The following is a 17,984-nucleotide window of genomic DNA, read 5'->3' on the forward strand; positions in this document are numbered from 1 at the left end:
CATAAGCCCGCTACCCAAATAACCAGGATAACAGGCTCAAAATAAATAACAACTATAATTCTAAGTAAAGAATATAACATATACAATATCTTTATTTTTACATTTCTATTAATTGGTTTACCAATTAACTTTCATTCCTCCAACCTTATGATGTACATTGTCAGTTTTCTATCAAGAGCTTACAAGAGCTTTGACAAAGAGCAAGAGCCCTTGGAGGAAATGATATTGCGGGAGGCTAGAGTCTCGCCATTATCTGTTAATATTATTTTCTTTTTATACCAACCGCGAGAAGGATTTTGTAGAATTGCTGTAACATATCCTAGATGATGCCAATCTGGAGGAAGTACAGTGCAGCATCAAGGAGTTGGACAATCTGCATCCGAGTCAAGGGTTGGTAAAGCAGAGGAATTAATTAGAGAAGCCGACCTGCCGATCACGAGGATCGCTGAACAGGCCGGTTTCCGATGATTATTGCGTACTGTAGAGAATGTTTATTTCCGCGGCTGAAGCCCATCCGCCGTTGCCCGCTATCGCTTCCAATCTGATGTACTTTGCATTTGTTGCAGTAAAAGAAACAGTTTTCTCTGTCTTATCGTTCGCCCATGTACCGTTCGCTATTTGACTATAAGTGATTCCGTCATTACTTACATAAATTTTGTAAGACGTAATGATACCATTAGAACCAATTTGTCTCGGCAGATATTTAATTGTATTGACTTTAAAAACGGATCCAAGTTGAAGTGTGATCGACTGCGGTAAAGGATTGGATAAATTCCACTTCGTATGCCAAATCGTTAATGGTTTTCCATCAACCGCTTGATTCGCAGCATCATTCTCGCTAACAGTTTCCACACTAGTCGCCGATACAGTAAATTGAGACTGAGGAATAATTGCTTGTGGGTCTACCGTTGCTGATTTTCCTCCCCACAATTTAAATTCAGATATTGCAAAATTACCCCATTGAAGGTTAGCCCCGTTAATTTTAATTCTTACATTTTTTGTGGATACGTACGTATTAAGCGGAATATCTCTTGTCTCAATCACACTGCTGTTTGTCAGCCATACAATATTTCGATTCTGTGCGATCGGTTTCCACCGCTTTCCATCAAAATATTCCACGTCCACATTCGTAATGCCTTGCCCTTGACCATAAGAAGTGGACAAAGATATCTTATCCGTCGTAACCGTCGTTCCCCCCCAGTTTAATTCAATAAACTGCGGGAAGGAAACGCTTACAGGAGTAGCCCAGATTGAAGTATCATTTCCATCAGCAACAAGACTAATATTCCCATTTCCTGTGGCCTGTTTTGTAAAGGCACTGGCTGAAGTTTGTACAGCTATATCGGAACTGCTTCCCGTAACAACGGTTGAACCCATTTTATACCAACCCGCGTTAGTTTGTGGGGTCGTGATGGCCAATTTAATTTCCGGTTGGGACCCATTATCCCGATTGACTATTGCAACACCCCAATCATAGTTTCCGCTTGGGGCCCCTACAAAATTTACCCCACTCGTATACGAAAAACTTTGTCCTTTAATCCAATCGGAAGGTTCCGCTGGATCAATGACGGTGTAGACGGGCTGTCCGGTTGTTTTGTCCAAGAGAGCAAAAGCAAGTTTGTACTTATAGTTCCAATTCGGCATATCATTGGGCAGCTTGCCTACCCCTGTGTTTTTCCACGTGTGAGTTATAGCGTTTTCAGTGCCGGAAACTACGTTATCCGGAAATGTGATGTTTGACAGCACTAAGCGGTAACCACCATTAACAGCAAAATCTTGAACCAAATCAGGAAATTGGCTCACCCACACAGTTGCGTCTTGTGGTACCCGCAAATCCAGTGTGTTAGCATGTGTCTCCTTCGCGTCACTAATGACACGGCCTAGCATATCACTAAGTGGACTGGTGTTACTATCACAAGAAGTAGCCCATACACCTAGCCCTTGGTAACAGTTTTCAGCAAATACTGGCGTACTAGGAAAATGAGATTTAATTTTGTCTTTATCCACCTGGGGGAAATACACAGGGCTGCCATAACTATCCCTGCGAATCATATAACCTTTCTCATTTATCGCCCATTCCTGCAAAGAAACGTCAAAGGAATTTCCGTATTGTCCACCAAGTAACACCTTTTTGAATTTAGAACTGTATAAATTAGTAATCCACTGAAAAGTATCTATTTTCTGGCTACTATTCATGTAATCAAGTTGCGTAGGCCCCATTTCCCCCCACCAACCCAAACCTTGCCCATCAATAAAATCTACGACAGATGGATCATCGTACTTTTGAGCAAAAGCACTGATGAAATTCGTGAACTTTTGCCTGAAAATAGCATCTGTCAATTTAGGTGTCTTAAAACTCGCATTCGAATTTGGCGCATATCCTTGTGCTCCAGCGCCAAAAACAAATTGTGGTGTCGCTTGCATATGGACATCTTGGCTATCTACAAACACGCGAAAAGCCAGCTTTAATCCCCTATCTTTCGCCATTTGTACAAGCTGTTGATAGTTTGCGTCATCGTTCCATGCGTAATGTCCTTCTGTAGGTTCCATTCGAGACCATGGCACTCGAATATACAAGATACTTGCCTTGCCAACATTAGGATCCTGCGAGGACCAATAGGTTGCAGCATTTGGAAAACTCTGACCAAATTCCTCCAAATACAATACCCATCCCATTGCAGGATTACGTAGAAAGCCGGTTGTGTCTTCTGTCGGAGATACGGATTGCGCAAAAGACCGTTCAACTAGAATCAAGTAACAACACAAAGATATTGCTAAGGCAAGCACATACTTAATAATTAAATGAGAGCGTAGCTGTTTTTTCACTAAACTTCCTCCTCCATTCATTTCATTGATTCAGAATGATTTCCAACTAACTCCAAATCCATCAATTCTCTCTATGCAGTTAGATTTAGCTCTCCCACCCCCTTTCATCGTACATGAAAGCAAGGGCAACATCCCTTATGAAGATGCTGCCCTTTGTCTGACTTAATTTAAAAACTTCAAATACTGCATCATTCTAGCAATGACTACTGCCACTTGAGCTCTTGTTGCTTGAGAGGTCGCATCAAAGGAATTCGGGCTTACACCGCTCATCAACTTTGCATGCAATGCTTTGGAGACAGAATCTTTTGCCCAATCACTAATCTCGGATTGATCACTGAATGTCGATAAAAGTTCGGATACGTTAACAGGCGCATCTATCGGTTGTCCTGTAAAGCTAATCGCTTTTACGATCATTTGGGCCATTTCCTCGCGTGTGATATACTTTTCCGGAGCAAATGTACCGTCTGTATAACCTGATATCAAACCGAAGTAAAATGCCGCCCCTACGGAACCTGCATACCAGGAACTTTTCGGTACATCGGTAAAATGGGCTGCATCCGTGTACTCTTTCAATCCCAGTGCATGTGTCAGGATCGCAGCAAACTGAGCTCGGGTCGTGTTGGATTCCGGATCATAAGCTCTATCTGAAACCCCATTAACGATTAGTTTAGAAGCAAGCAAATCAATTTCTTTTTTTACCCAATGATGTTGAATATCATCAAACGATTTATTGAAGGAGATAACTGTATAAATACTGTTTCCTCTACTATGAATTCTAACAGATCTATTATTGTCATCTTCTTCAAAAGTAGCTGGAATGAATGTAAATTCGTTCGTGACTTCATTATAGATGACCGCAGTTGCTCGTTCCGCCTGAACAACTTGATCCAAATTAATCGTTCTCACCACATATTGATTGAAATCATTTACTTCGGTGGAATTACCTTCAGCTTCGGCTTTTATGGAATAATCTACAGCTGTGCTCGAAAGGACCGCTCCCATAGCGCTCGCCTTGTTCTTGATTTTTTCCAACAAACCATCTTTAGCAGGTTTTATGGTAAGTACCACATTTATTTTCCCGACTTCAACACCTAATTTTTTTGAAAGGTCTTCAGCATTGATCACATTAAGCGGCAATTCATAACTGCCATTCTCGCTTCTGATTTCAATCTTAGCTTTCGGCGCAACATTAAGTGCTGACATAAGCAAACTTATCGGAAGTACGACCTGGTGGGAATCCGCTTTCTCATTTAATTCAATTTTTATATGTTGAGATTTAGCAGATTTATTCTTTATGGATTCGATTAATGATTTAAAACTTAGCGTATCCACAGTTACGGTTGAAATTTTGTTGCCCGATGCATCGTTTTTCGTCTCGGAATGTAAGATCAGCTTTCCTTCCTGGGGAGCTGGAGTAATTTCTCCTACTGTTCCTGTATTACTCGTATTTGAAACACCTACTATACTTGTATCACCAAGGACGTACCAATTAAATTGACCCTCTTGCACCTTGGCTGTATCAATAGCCAGTTGAATACCGGGTGTATCATTATTTTGTTTATCTACAAGACCAACTGCAAAACTGTAAGTGCCGGATGGAACATTACTCAATGTCACGTCATAATTGTATCGATAGAATTGACCTTGAATCCAAGATGAAGGTTCTGCCTCCTGATCCGTCCATTGTTTCACAACTTTGCCGTTTGATTTATCCAGTAAAGCAAACGCAACTTTATATTTGTAGTTCCAATTCGGCATATCACTCGGCAATTTGCCAACAGCAGTATTTTTCCATGTGTGGTAGATCGCATAGGTTTGATCCGATGTCATTTCTGCTGGGTAAGCAGCATTGCTCAGGACAAAGCGATAACCGCCATTGATCGCAAAATCCTGCACCAAATCTTTATTATTGCTTGCCCATTCGATGACATCCTCCGGATGCCGCAGATCTAAAGTATTTGCATGAGTTGCTTTTGCGTCATTCACGACCCTTGTTAACATATCATGGATCGGTCTGGTTTTGCCGTCACATGAACCAGGTCTGGATACGAAGTTTTGGTAGCAATTCTCGGCGAATACAGGAATTTTAGGCCAATGGCTGTTGATCTTATCTTTATCCCCCTGTGAGAAGTATACGGGGCTGCCGTAACTATCTCTCCTTAACATGAAACCTTTTTCGTTCATCGCCCATTCTTGTAGTGATTGATCGAACGAGTTCCCATATTGACCGCCTAGTAATACTTTTTTAAATTTGGAACTGTATAAATTAACGATCCATTGAAACGTATTATTCTTCTGTTCAGCAGTAATCGCTTGATTAAAGGTGTACATTTCTCCCCACCAACCAAGACCTTGCGCGTCAATAAAATCTACTTGCGAAGGATTGTCATATTGATCCGCAAAAGCGGTAACGAACCTTTCAAATTTTTGTCTGAAAATTGGATCCGTTACATCCGGAGTCTTAAAGCTAGGATTAGATGTTGCAGGGACTCCTTGTGCGCCATCATCAAAAACAAATTGCGGTGTTGCCTGCATATGAGAGTCCTGGCTATCGATGAAAACACGGAAAGCCAATTTGATGTGCCGATCTAGTGCCATCTGTACTAATTTTTTATAGTTTTCATCCTCATTCCATGCGTAATGACCTTCCATTGGTTCCATTCGCGACCACGGCACACGTATATACATAATACTCGCTGAATCCCTGTGCGGATCAATGGTATTCCAATACATATCGGCATCAATAAGGTCATTATTAAACTCTTCTACGTATAAGACCCAGCCCATTCCAGGATTATGAAGGATTTTCGTTTTATCCTCAACAGGTGTGACCGTAACGTAACTAGCAGGCGGTATACCAGGAACAGTAACCTGCAGAGATGAAGTAAGCGATTTACTCTTATCGCTCTTATTAGTAATTTCTAGAACTAGCGCTACTGTCGCAGCATTAACCGAAGGAACAATAGTTCCATCGAGAGAAATAATATTTTCCTTATCCGAAGATTGAATGGCTGCTTCATACCCATTCGGAACTGCTGGCAACACAATCTTCATTTGACCTCTAGCTGGTTGCTCTATGCTCGTAATAGATTTGGCAACACTTTCCGTGGACAAGCTCCACACCTTCAGTTCCTCCAGACCATAGTAACCGTTTCCAATATTTGCATTATTAACTGTTATTCGTAATTGCGAAAAAGTTACACTGTTGAAATGAACATCCATACGATCTGAAGATCCCCAATTCGGAATGCTTACTACCGATCGAATTGTCTTCCAATTTCCATCTATGTACCCTTCCAATTTCAAATCGGTAATTCCTTTAGACCATCCATCCTTACTTATTAGTGTAAGTCGATTTGAGATATATTCTTTCCCTTGAAAATCGAGGGTATAAACCTCAGGAAACTGTGGAGCATTACTTTTCCAGGGTTTGCTCTCATCTTCGTCAGTCAAATAGGTTATACTGCCCTCTGTATTCATTGCCGATGTAGTTATCGTAGCTTTCGGCGCTACATTCAATGTGTAAATGAGTGAATCCTCAACAGCTGGCGGCACTAGAACGTGGAGCAGCCCCGTCTCAGCAGTTGATCCATCTGATTCGTCTGTAACTAAAAGTTTAATACCCACAGTCTCTTCTTGTGCAGCAAAGTTAATCGTGCCGTCCAATTTTACGACATCCGGTTTTTCCGAGTACGAAATTTCGGATCTAAAACCATTCGCTAAAGTCGGCATTTTCAATTTACTTTCGCCAGTTACAGGGGAGTCTAGGCGTTGTATAGACTCAGCAACACCTTGGGCATTCGCATCAACCTTACCCCAAATTTTAACTTCAAATATGGATAAGGCACCCCATGTGTAATTCGCATTGTTTATTCGAATCCTCAGTTTATTAGCTGTAATTTGCGGAAACGATATATTTAATCTCTCAATCGGACCACTTTGTTTCCAGTTTAGGTCGTATCCTTCTACAATAGAGTTCCATGCGCCATTGCTAAAGTACTCAAGATCTACATTTGCAACCCCTTGGTCAGGTCCATAATTGCTATAGAAGGATACCATATCCGTAGATAAACTCATTTTGCCGAAGTCAAAATCAATGACAGGCTTTTCTTGCATATCCTGTGGTTTGTCGGCAGCAGCAAAGAAATCACCAACCCCGTTCGAATCGTTTGCAACTCCGTCTACCAAATTGCTCAAATTCCCATGAGACAAGGTTGACAGCGTAGTAGACATGGTTGAAAGCCCAGCCACGCTCGTATTGAATTCAGTCCTCTCTGCTTTCGGTACAAGTACTGAAATGGGTGCTGTAAGTGCCGAACTTCCATCTTGTGCGTTTTGAATTTTGAGTACTAAATCAACATTTGTAGCCAAACTTGGTGGAATAATAGCTCCATCTAAGTTAATTACATTCGTATTACTGCTTTGATCTATACTTACCGTAAATCCGTTGGGTACTGCAGGAAGGGTCAATTTTGTCGCGTTCACTGCCGGATACGTAACTTGAGTAACGGACTCAGCAACAGCAGATGCTGTAGCTGAAAGTTCACCCCAAATTTTAATTTCATAAACGGATAGATTTCCCCACACTTGATTTGCATCATTAATCTGCAGTCGTATTTTGCTGCCTTGAACGTTATCAAAATTAATGTCTAACTTTTGAAGATCATCTGTACTCCATGAAAGAGAATAATTTTGCACAATTGGATGCCATTGTCCGTCTGTATAATAAAGCAAATCGATGTTTGACAATCCTTGTTTAGATCCATAATTAGCATAAATGGAAAGTTGATTAGAGGAGAAGTTCATTTTCCCAAAATCAAAGTCAAGGACTGGTTTCGTACTCATCGTACCAGGCTTATCGTATGCATAAAAAAAGTCGCCTACATCCATTGGAGTATTTGCAACAGTCCCGTCCACAAGTTTATTAACTGGATTTGAATCGACTAAAGTCGTACTTATAGCTGCTTGTGGTGCAATATTGGAGGTAAAAGGTACACCTTCAGCAAATACAGGCATCATTGAATTTGGAAATATAAAGCTAGTTATCATTGAGAAGATCGCTATTATGATCACATTTTTTTTTAGCATGTTTTCCCTCTCCCTATCTCAGCTTCTCTTTTATTTTCCTGTTCACCCATTCGCGTTTTGTAAGCAGCCACTCAGCATCCCGGGGATAGTTGCTAAAGCTGATTGGCTGGTCAAGACCTTCCTCTAAAGCAGCTAAAACGTACTCTCTGCCGTATAACTCTTCGAGCAGTTGAAGCGCACGCAAATCTTGTAATGCTTCCTGCAGAACTTCAAGCCGGATAGACTCAATCGGTTCATAATCGCCCGGATATACTAGATAGGAATCGCCGGAGGCAAAGGCGTAATTCGCGTCCGTATTCTTATAAGGATCGATTTCCTTACGGGAATACTGCGAATACCAAAAGTTATAGCCCCAGTGCAGAAACCCTTCAATTTTAAATTTATATAGTTGTATACCCAGAATCCGGTTGCGGGCTGACGGCATGCTAAAGAAACGATTCGACACTTGCTTATACTGAACACAGCAATAATAGGTCCACAAAGATTCGATTCGGTTAGCAATAAAAGGTTCAATATGATCATTGGCAGGAATCGGATTCTTGACAAGTCCTTTTTCATAAAACTCATAATCCGATAGCGCATCGATAATCGGAAAATCTTTTAATAGGTCACGCACCATCAGGCTTGCGTTACCGTATGATTCCAGATGATCGATCGTAGGTTCGTCGGAAATATGAAAATAACACGATTTTTCCAATTTATTTTCTTTGATCCAATCTATTAATGCAGGTAATAATTGCGTTATAAATGATCGATATTTTTCACCGGATGCTTCTGTTTCCCAGCCAAATATCTGTTTATAATCTCCGTTTTCAGAAGCCATAATCTTAGGCGCATGCTTAGCTCCCCATTGTGTGAACAGATGGGAGAACTCGAAATATTCGATCCCCTGTCTCTTACACAACTCCACCCATCGGTTCAAACGGTCAAATCCGAATGTATATGTCTGTGAGTCAAGCACATTGACATCAATCAACTGCACGGTTGGACGCTCTTCACCGATTTGTGTATCGAGAGGCGGAGTAAATATCGGGGTCAAAATCATATTGATCCCGTGCTTAACCGCTGTATAAACATACTTTTCAATGACATCCCAATGCTTTTCACTGAACACATCGATCTCGTAATAGGTCGCTAGACAGTCTACATAAAACCATTCCGTATGCAACAGTTTTTGTTTTGGCAATAGCGCTGAAAGCACCTCCAATTCAAAAAAAGTTTCCCCCAATTGATTTCCAGACTCCGATTCAAAAGATATGCGGATCTCATATAGACCAGGCTTCACTTTTCCTTCTGGCTCCACCGTCACCCACACCGCTCGCCATTGGTTGGGAAATGTTATCAAACCCTCCGATTCATCAAAGTCGTAGAGAGGATCGGGATATAGGCCAGGAATAGTGCGTAAAATATGTTCATCATGGTCATGATAAACTGGAAGTTCAGAGGGCACGAGTCCTACTGAACGAAGCGTTATCGCCTCCTCCATCTCTGATCTAACCTTCACTTGAATGCCCTTTGTGAGACGATCTGCACGATAGGCAACTTGAAAGGATATCGTCTCATTGGCGAGCGCTGATGCTTTTTGATTCGTGACCTCGTTCAATTCTTCATCGGCAAACACTTTGGCAAGCGAACTTATACAGCGCACTTCAAATGTCAATTTATCTGTAGTCATTGGTTATTAAGCTCCTCCTTATCCTTTGAGTCCGGTATTTGCTATACCCTGAACAAAAAACTTTTGGCTGATCGTAAACAATATAATTGGAACAACAACAATCAAACATGCTCCTGCCATTTGAAGTGCATAATCACTTCCTGCTTCTTGTTGAAAATACTCAAGACCTACTGTTACCATCTGATTCTTGATGCTTGAAATGAATATAAATGGACTGACAAAATCATTCCAAATCCAAATAAATGTAAATAACATCATGGTAACGAGTGCTGGCATCGCGAGTGGAAGAATAATCCTGTAATATATTTTAAATTGAGAACATCCATCGATTAGTGCCGACTCGCTTAGTCCCTTTGGAATTCCCATAAAAAATTGCCGAAGCAAGAAAATAAAAAACACATCGAAGGTAGCCGGTAAAATAATAACCCATTGCGTATCAATCAAATGCATAGCTTTATAAAGTAAAAAACGTGCAACAATCGTCGTATCTGTAGGAATCATCATAGTTGCAAGCATAATCAGAAACAATATGTTTTTACCTTTAAAGTTAAGTCTAGCAAAAGCATATGCGGCCATCGTTACGACCACCGTTCTAAAAACAATCGTAATCAGGACTGTGCGAATGGAATTCCAATACCAGTGGAAGTAAAAGGGATGGTGAAAAATTGTTTGGTAATTTCTCCAAAAAATATGCTCAGGTATGATGGTAAGTGGATTCGCAAACACTTGGGCTGTAGGCTTCAAGGATGCTGAGATCATAAACACAAATGGCACAAACATTATTAAACCAACAAACAACATGATGATCGAATAAATCAATGTATTGATTTGTAAACCGCTTCTATTCTGATCAGATTTAACTGTTAATAGTGAACCCATTTTTTTTGCCCCTTCCATAGAATGATAGTTATAATCATGATGACAATAAATTGCAGCATTGATTGAGCGGATGCATAACTAAATTTATTGAATGAAAATGCTTCTTCATAAATATTCAAAGAGAGAACACGCGAAGATACACCAGGTCCACCATTTGTAAGCATACGAACGATAGAATAGTTCTGAAATGATCCAATAATACTGGTAATTACAAGGAAGAACGTTGTTGGTGAGATCATAGGAATCGTAATATGAAGCATTTTCCGAAAACGTCCAGCGCCATCCATGTCAGCAGCCTCATAACAATCCTGCGGCACGCCTTGCAAAGCAGCCAAGAAGACAATCGTCTGAAAAGCTAAATTCAACCAAACACTGATCAGCCCTATCGTTGGAAGAACGGTAGTTGTCCCCCCCAACCACATGGGTGGATTTAGTCCAATTCCTTTTAGCAGCATATTAACAGGACCATCGTATGGATCAAGTATAATGGACCATACCATGGCGATTGCTACGACGTTAGCCACGTACGGGATTAATACCAAAGTTCGAGTGAACGGCCTTAGATAGAATTTTTTATTTATCAACAAGGCAAGAAAAAATGAAAATATGATAATCCCCGGAACATATACCATAGCGTAATAACTGCTTTTTACAAATGCGCTTAATGCAATGGCATCATCAAATACGTTTATATAATTAGTCAACCCAATAAACTTTAATTTGCTGATATCCTTTAGACTGTTATAATCCATAAGACTGATTACGAATGCATAAATAAAAGGAATAACGTTAAAAATGACAAAACCCACAAAAAAGGGAGCAATAAAGCCGTACGCCGCTCTCCCTTCTTGCTTAGCTATAGAGTATCGGACGACTTTATTTTTTAATATTGGAGTCGTTTCTAATTTCTGCATGCTTCTCCCCATCCTTTATTATAAGAAAAGGACTCCGAAGAGCCCTTTATCTCGGTTTACTCATTATTTATTTTTCTTCGCATCTTCGATCGCTTTATCCGCTCTTTGTTTGATAGCTTTCACTGTATCGTCCAGTGATTTCTGACCGACTAAATAAAGCTCTGATTCTTGCAGAATAATGCTGCTATATTCGCTAGCTGCATTGCCAACAATTTTCTCGTCTGTGACTCCCATTCCTTTATCAAACAAGGTGGTTTTCAAGTCTTCTATCGTGATCTCACCATTCATTTTAGAAACAGTATCCTTGAACATTGCATCAAGGTCCGCTTCACTCAAATCCACTCTGGCTGGAAGCGCCCCCTTATATTTGTAGTAATTTTCAGACCAAAATTTCACGAATTGGAAAGCTTCTTTCGCATGTTCTGAGTTTTTATTAATTCCGATTCCAGCCGGTGAAATTAAGTTGTTATTTCCTTTTCCGTCAGCAGATACTGGAATTTGCGTTACTCCGAATTTCCAATCCCTTGGATATGTAGTTTTATCTGCAAACATGTCGGTATACCAGCTGCCGATCAAATGCATACCATATTTTCCCGACATAAAGCCATCCCAAGACAACTTCTTAGTTTTGAACTCCAACCAACTCGGTTGAATTTTCAAAACATTGCCTAGGTCACCGAAGAACTTCAAAGACTCCTTAAACGCTGGATCGTCGTAATTGGAAGTTCCGTCAGCCTTATAACCTTTTACGTTGTGCTGTCTAGCATTGAAATACATGTAGTTATCATAATCCAGCATGTAAGAACCATAGATCCCCTTGGAGGAATCCGTTAACTTCTTGGCCGTTTCGATATATTGATCCCATGTCCAATTACCTTTTGGGTAAGGAACCTTAGCATCGTCAAATACTTTCTTATTGTAATAAACAGCCCATTTACCTGCATAACTCGGTAATGTGTAAATTTTATCGTTATACTTACTTAGGTAATTGCCATACACTTTGTCAACGTCGTACTTATCTTGTTGAATCAAGTCATTTAATGGAACAAGAAACCCAGATGAAGAGTATCGATCCAGCAAAAGAGGATTACTAAGGTAAAGGATATCTGTTTTATCGCCTGTGGAGACGGCTATATCCACTTTTTTGTAAGCATCTACGCCATCGCCTGGAATAATGTTTTGTTCGATTTCAATTCCTGTCTTATCTTTAAAATCTTGTAACAATTTAAGGATGGATTCATCTTTACCGCCTTTTGCATCAAAAAACATGGTCAACTTAACAGGCTTGTTGGTTGCGGGTGTTTCCATTGATGTGGATGAAACTTTCGGACTAGCAGTTTCCTCTACTTTGGAACCACATGCCGTTACAATGTTCATCAGAAGGACTGCAACGGTAAGTGACGCTATTTTAAATCTAGCTTTTCCCATTTGTTTCTCTCCCCTTCATGTGCTTTATGACTACATACTTAGTATAAACTGCGTTGTAGCATCACATGAATGCATTAATCAAACGAAACGTTTCATATCTACCTAGCTTTTTATTTTTCTAAGTGGGCTTCTTACTGCCAATTCAAAAAAATTGCATTATCTATCGATAGCATGCACTTTTTACTTATATTTGATTGGTGACACACCGGTAACTTTTTTAAAAACTCGGCTAAAATAATGTTCATTATCGTATCCAACTTGTTGACCGACCTCATAGATTTTTAAATCCGTTGTTCGAAGCAATTGTTTAGCCTGTTCAATCCTGTAGTTGGTCACATATTCGATCAAGTTTTCCTTGGTTTCTTTTTTAAATAAATTACTTAAATAGTTGGCAGAAATGTTCATTTCTTTGGATAAAAGCTCCAATGAGATCTCATTGCGATAGTTTAAATGAATAAACTGTTTAATGTTTCGGATTAATCTGGTTGTTTCATTCGCTTGACTTAGCGTCAACGAAATGGCATCCTCAAACCTGATAAGCCAATTATTAAAGTCTGCCATAATCATCATCTTATCAATAATCATATATAGATTTTCTTTCCACAATGGGCGAACCGATTGTTGAGCATCTGCTGCCTCTGATTCTAAAACAAATAATAATGTTGAGCAGAAGCCTTTTAGCTCCTCCTTCGAAATGTTAGAAACTGCATTTACTTTTTCTTTAATCATTTGGATAATTAACCGGATACGATCGATATCAGCAATTTGCAGTGCGCGTTCCATATTTTTTATTTCAATTGCTAAATCAAGTGTGTTTAATGGCTCCCGTGAGAGGTGATCAAACTGGATAACACTTCCACGAGGAAAAGAAAAACAATTGCTTACAGCTTCACTTGCCTCTTTGTAACATTGCCTTATAGAGGACAAATCGCGGTGGATTCTACTCGCACCAATCGCCACGGAAATGTTTAAGTAAGTTTTCAAAGCTCCTTTAATACTTTCTTCTAATCGATTAAGTTCGTTCCAGATTATTTCGCTCTTTTGTTCTTCAAACGTAATTAACAAGGCAATTTCTCGTGGCCCTGTTCCAATGGCATAACCTATTTTAAAGTCAGAAAGGATTTCTTGTACCACATTCAGCATCGCATAGTCCAGCAAATGTACATTATCTTCCGAGTACTTGTTATAAATTTCAGAACTTCCTGGTTGAATAACATAGCAAATTATCATGTCTTCATGCAAAACCATACCGTAATATTGGAGCCATTCCTCGATTTCCTTACTGGAGAACATTTTGCCAATAAGTAAGTCTTTCAAAAAGTTATCACGTAATATCGAAATATTTCTTTCAAAATGTTTATCGGTTCGATTGGATAGCTGATTTTCAGATCGTTCCCGTTCAATTTTGGCCTTGACTTGTTCGAGAGTGCTTATTAAATTCTCAGACTGGAGCTCCAACTTGAGCATATAATCCTCGGCTCCGGCTTTCATTGCTTCTTTGACATACTCAAAATCATCGTATGAGCTCAAAACAATAAATTTAACTCTCGGTTTCAGTTGGAGCAAAGTTTGAATGAGTTCAACGCCATTGCATACAGGCATTTTTATATCAGTTATGATAATATCTGGATCAAGATCAGCGGCCAACTCAAGTGCCTTTTTGCCATTCTCAGCTTCACCGACCCATTCAAAACCATACTGTTTCCAGTTAATTAGTGATTTAATACCAACCCTTGCCAGCATCTCGTCATCAACAATCATCACTTTATACATGAATTGCCCCTTTCTTACTTCACTTTTTGTTTATGGGATGGGAATTGAATCCGAACATTTGTATAATTGCCCGGCTGACTCTCAATTTCTATTCCGTACTTATGACCGTAAGTATGTTTTATTCTTTCATCTACATTCTGGATGCCAATACCCCGTTTTTCCGTTTGTCCTAAAATGTTATTGATTTGCTCCTGGGACATGCCAACGCCATTATCTAATATCGACATTCTGATCAATTCATCCACACAAACAATTTGGATCTGGATAGCAGCATGTCCTTCCTTTGGTTCAATACCATGAAAAATCGCATTTTCCAAAATCGGCTGCATCACGAACTTAATACACTTTTCATCCAAAACTTCTTCTTGAATATCATAGTCCACTTGAAATTTATCTTTATAACGGATTTGTTGAATGTAAATATAATCCTTTAATGAATCTAGCTCCTCACGAATCGTCACAAACGTTCCAGAATGCTTGAAAGAGGTCCTCAGCAATCTTCCAAGCACTTCGACCATCTCTTTGATGTTGTCAGCCTTCTGAATAATAGCCATCCAACGGATAGTGTTCAGCGTGTTATACAAAAAATGAGGATTGATTTGTGCTTGCAACGCTTTGTACTCTGCATCTTTTTTCATCTCTTGTTCTTGAAGAACTTCATGGAAAAGTCCGTTTATCCGCTCAAGCATGTAATTGAAATTTTCACTCAACATACCGATTTCATCATTACTTTGAATGTCTGATTTCATTAACAGATTGTTGCCTTTAATGCCGCGCATCGTGAGCGTTAACTGCTGAATCGGCTTTACAATACTACGCGTCACCAAGAACCATAACACTCCTGAAATAATAAAAGAAATAACAAAAGCTATAGCTGTTGTATAAAAAATGAGATGATTATCTTTTATCAATTCATCATAAGATGTAGTTTCAATGACCCACCATCCATACTTTTGAATATAGTGGGGGGCAATTAATACTTTTTTGCCATTTCTCTCAGAAATATAGTATTTTGAAACCGAATTAAATCGCTGTTTGATTTCATCTATTCCTGAATAGGTTTGATATAACCCATTACTTAAGTTATGAAAGACCACTCGGTCCTGATTATCTACAATCAATAGTTCAGTATGTGGGTCATGTACAACATTTTTAAATGTTTTGTTAAAAAAAGATTCTTTAATACTTAAATAAATAACACCCTTATTTTGATTATTGATATTAATGCTTCTTGCGAGCGAGATGACATATGGCGTACTTTTGCTGTTATTAAGAATAGCTCTTTCAATGCCTAGCCACTTCACTTTTCCGTTAAGATCATGAACATTCTTATACCAAGGTTTATTTTTAATCTTCTCAATATCTAGTTGGTCAGCATCATTCCCGTAAAGTAAATTTCTGTTATTATCTCCAATGACAACTAAGGATGAGACTTGGGAAAAAAGATTCGAACCAAGAGTCAGATCGTTTACTGCCTGATCAGCTTTTTTCATATCCAAGAAAAATTCAAGATCGTTTTGGTAGTTCGTACTTACAACATTCCGTATCGCATGATTTACAAATATTAAATCCGTAACATTCTCCCACTCATCTAAATTTTTTTCTACATTATTCCCAATATAGGTAAGGTTTTGAACAAATGCCTCACTCACCTTCTCCTGCAAAAGATAAATCGAAATAAAATAGGAACTCGTGCTGATTAACGCCGTGGGCAAAATGAGAATAACCAAAAATGAAAAGAAGATCTTTCTTTGTATGCTTAATCGTGATTTTAATAATTTGAACAAGATTAGCGCCACCTTGTCTACGAATATATTATAATCGAATAATGTTCGACTTTATTCTTGGATCAACAGCTCAAACCGAGCCTGTAGATGTCTTAATGTCGTTTTCGCCTTTAGCGATGATCACTGCTCCAATAATGCATTCTGCAAGTCCGCCCTCCTTCACACCTCCATAATCCCTTGAATTAAATCGCACTATGTACTTAATCACTTCTATTTGTCCCTATCTGTACTAATAAGGGTGCCCTTCGCTATTTTCATAGTTAGGATACCCTCACTAAGTTACCTCTTCATTCTAATGAATAAAATATATCACTTACCGCACAATTTGTTCAGTCAATTTTTGCTTGCCCAAAAAACTGCTTTCTTTGTTGTCCACAACTACTTGAATTGTGAACACGAAGCATCGTAATTACATACCAATATGCTCAGTAAAAGAACAAAGAGCTGCCTTTCGCAGCTCCTCTTTGAATCATAACTATACAAATCTTAGCTTCCAAAAACCTTAAACTCCCTAAAAGCTGTCCAGTATCCTGGTGGTGTTGCGTAATTGTAACTCTTACATACCTTACAGTCGCTGAATACAAGCTCTGCCATCATTTGGCTGAAGTGGCAACTTGAGCAGAGTTGCTGTCCGGCTAATTGAGGCGATTGCTGGGGGGTAATGAATGTTCGTAACTCTTACTCTGCTCTTCTATTCGGTTGTTCAATCTTGTGCTAAAGACAACTCGAGCACATTCATATCTCGCATCCTGAAAAGAAACGTATCCTTTACTTTCCTTTGAAACAACGCGGATCCTTGCTTTTCCTGATGAAAGCTCTAATATTGGGCTAGTTTCATCGGGCTCAAGTGATTGAATCGTATCGGCAAGTGTAGAAGAATCATAGTCTTCCCTTTCGATCAATTGATCCACATTTTGCAATTCAGCAGCATTTTTGAAATGGATATCGTCTGCGGACGTGATGAGTATATGATAACTATAACCTTTGCTAAACAATCTGTCCTTTTCCTGCTCATACACCTTTCTTAGCTCAATTTCATTTTCCACAATTTCCGGAATCCACTTATTTTCAAGAAATATTTTGGCATTGTTAAGAACATAATCGTAATACATTCCCTCGGTATTTGCGATTAAACCGTAAACTACGCCGCCATCTTCCACAGTTTTTTTGCGTTTTTTGTTTTCAAGTTGCATGGATACAAGAAGATCGTCATAATCGACAGCTCCTGAATATCCTTCTTCCTGTGCGATGATTTGAAGCGCCTTATTGTTCACCGCAAGTTGTAGTACTTGCTGTTTGAACACCTCAATAGGTATTTCATCTCCGATCTGTTTGTCTTCTAGATTAGAGCCCAACTTCACTCCATACGTATTATTAAAATATGCTCGAGTATATTCATTAGCTTGCTTCTCGACCCGCTGCAACTCCTTCAGAGAAATCTCATATTCTCCAAGTTTGGCGACTGCCTCGGAAACATTAGCGCCTTTGACGTCATTTCTATAGATATAGAAGCTCGATATGAACAGAATAATTACAATTAGTACGCCCGTAATAAGGAATGAAACTTTTAGGTTTGTCATTGTCATCCGACTACTCCTAGTACATCTATATTTG

The 17,984-nt window shown here is 39.3% G+C and carries 9 protein-coding genes; all 9 read right to left on the reverse strand.

What is annotated here, in order from left to right; translation table 11 throughout:
• Positions 1-468: 468 nt before the first annotated feature.
• The 9 genes from AC58QM_RS27975 to AC58QM_RS28015 all read right to left on the reverse strand — a co-directional run bounded on the left by AC58QM_RS27975 (position 469) and on the right by AC58QM_RS28015 (position 17,956).
• A complete protein-coding gene (locus AC58QM_RS27975; RefSeq protein WP_497288070.1) occupies positions 469-2,826 on the reverse strand; it encodes a discoidin domain-containing protein in 2,358 nt (785 codons plus the stop codon).
• Between the two features lie 162 nt (positions 2,827-2,988).
• On the reverse strand, positions 2,989-7,914 hold the full coding sequence (locus tag AC58QM_RS27980) for an S-layer homology domain-containing protein (protein WP_497288071.1): 4,926 nt from the start codon (positions 7,912-7,914) through the stop codon (positions 2,989-2,991).
• A gap of 13 nt (positions 7,915-7,927) precedes the next feature.
• The gene (locus AC58QM_RS27985) at positions 7,928-9,589 is read right to left on the reverse strand and encodes a DUF4091 domain-containing protein (RefSeq protein WP_497288072.1); all 1,662 of its coding nucleotides are present in this window, start codon (positions 9,587-9,589) and stop codon (positions 7,928-7,930) included.
• Between the two features lie 18 nt (positions 9,590-9,607).
• Complete coding sequence (locus AC58QM_RS27990) at positions 9,608-10,468, reverse strand: carbohydrate ABC transporter permease (protein WP_497288073.1); 861 nt, start codon at positions 10,466-10,468, stop codon at positions 9,608-9,610.
• Positions 10,453-11,382: a carbohydrate ABC transporter permease gene (locus tag AC58QM_RS27995; RefSeq protein WP_497288074.1), complete on the reverse strand. Its 930-nt coding sequence runs from the start codon at positions 11,380-11,382 to the stop codon at positions 10,453-10,455. The genes AC58QM_RS27990 and AC58QM_RS27995 overlap by 16 nt, the downstream gene beginning before the upstream one ends.
• Before the next feature lie 63 nt (positions 11,383-11,445).
• Positions 11,446-12,810 (reverse strand): ABC transporter substrate-binding protein, encoded by a 1,365-nt coding sequence (locus AC58QM_RS28000; RefSeq protein ID WP_497288075.1) that lies wholly within the window; start codon positions 12,808-12,810, stop codon positions 11,446-11,448.
• Between the two features lie 180 nt (positions 12,811-12,990).
• A complete protein-coding gene (locus tag AC58QM_RS28005; protein ID WP_497288076.1) occupies positions 12,991-14,583 on the reverse strand; it encodes a response regulator in 1,593 nt (530 codons plus the stop codon).
• Positions 14,584-14,597: 14 nt separating this feature from the next.
• Positions 14,598-16,370 (reverse strand): sensor histidine kinase, encoded by a 1,773-nt coding sequence (locus tag AC58QM_RS28010; RefSeq protein ID WP_497288077.1) that lies wholly within the window; start codon positions 16,368-16,370, stop codon positions 14,598-14,600.
• A 635-nt stretch (positions 16,371-17,005) separates the two neighbouring features.
• The gene (locus tag AC58QM_RS28015; RefSeq protein ID WP_497288078.1) at positions 17,006-17,956 is read right to left on the reverse strand and encodes a hypothetical protein; all 951 of its coding nucleotides are present in this window, start codon (positions 17,954-17,956) and stop codon (positions 17,006-17,008) included.
• Between the last annotated feature and the right edge of the window lie 28 nt (positions 17,957-17,984).

The sequence above is a fragment of the Paenibacillus sp. J22P165 genome (genome assembly GCF_059692015.1).

What these genes read in the sequence shown, in the direction of transcription:
- AC58QM_RS27985 (WP_497288072.1), bottom strand. Translation starts at nt 9,589, where the DNA reads ATGACTACAGATAAATTGACATTTGAAGTGCGCTGTATAAGTTCGCTT.
- AC58QM_RS27995 (WP_497288074.1), bottom strand. Translation starts at nt 11,382, where the DNA reads ATGCAGAAATTAGAAACGACTCCAATATTAAAAAATAAAGTCGTCCGA.
- AC58QM_RS27990 (WP_497288073.1), bottom strand. Translation starts at nt 10,468, where the DNA reads ATGGGTTCACTATTAACAGTTAAATCTGATCAGAATAGAAGCGGTTTA.
- AC58QM_RS28015 (WP_497288078.1), bottom strand. Translation starts at nt 17,956, where the DNA reads ATGACAATGACAAACCTAAAAGTTTCATTCCTTATTACGGGCGTACTA.
- AC58QM_RS28005 (WP_497288076.1), bottom strand. Translation starts at nt 14,583, where the DNA reads ATGTATAAAGTGATGATTGTTGATGACGAGATGCTGGCAAGGGTTGGT.
- AC58QM_RS27980 (WP_497288071.1), bottom strand. Translation starts at nt 7,914, where the DNA reads ATGCTAAAAAAAAATGTGATCATAATAGCGATCTTCTCAATGATAACT.
- AC58QM_RS28000 (WP_497288075.1), bottom strand. Translation starts at nt 12,810, where the DNA reads ATGGGAAAAGCTAGATTTAAAATAGCGTCACTTACCGTTGCAGTCCTT.